Below are 420 nucleotides of genomic sequence, written 5' to 3'. Positions count from 1 at the left end.
CGACAAGATCGATTATTTGACTGCCGATGTCGAAGATAATTATACAATTGCTCAAGCTAACTCGCCATTAAATGATGATGGTTCTTTCACAAACCCGACTGTTACTGCTCGTCATGGCGATAACAATATTGAAACACCGATCGAAGATGTTGATTATATGGATGTTTCTCCAAAACAGGTCGTTGCTGTTTCGACGGCTGCTATTCCTTTCCTTGAAAATGATGATTCCAACCGTGCCTTGATGGGTGCCAACATGCAGCGCCAAGCTGTACCTTTAGTTGCTCCTCATTCACCAATTGTTGGAACTGGGATTGAGTATCGCGCAGCGGTCGATTCTGGGCTAGCACAAATTGCTGAAGAAAAGGGCACAATCGAATATGTCGATGGCCGAACGATTAAAGTCCGCGAAGAAGATGGAAC

Annotated in this window: 1 pseudogene; it reads left to right on the top strand. The window is 44.5% G+C overall.

The features are described 5' to 3' along the window. Positions 1-420 (top strand): annotated as a pseudogene (locus KH893_RS12530) (DNA-directed RNA polymerase subunit beta); the annotation flags it as partial.

The sequence above is a fragment of the Liquorilactobacillus sicerae genome (assembly GCF_029916425.1).
GTDB classification, from domain to species: Bacteria; Bacillota; Bacilli; order Lactobacillales; family Lactobacillaceae; genus Liquorilactobacillus; species Liquorilactobacillus sicerae.
This window is presented reverse-complemented; position numbering and strand designations above follow the sequence as displayed.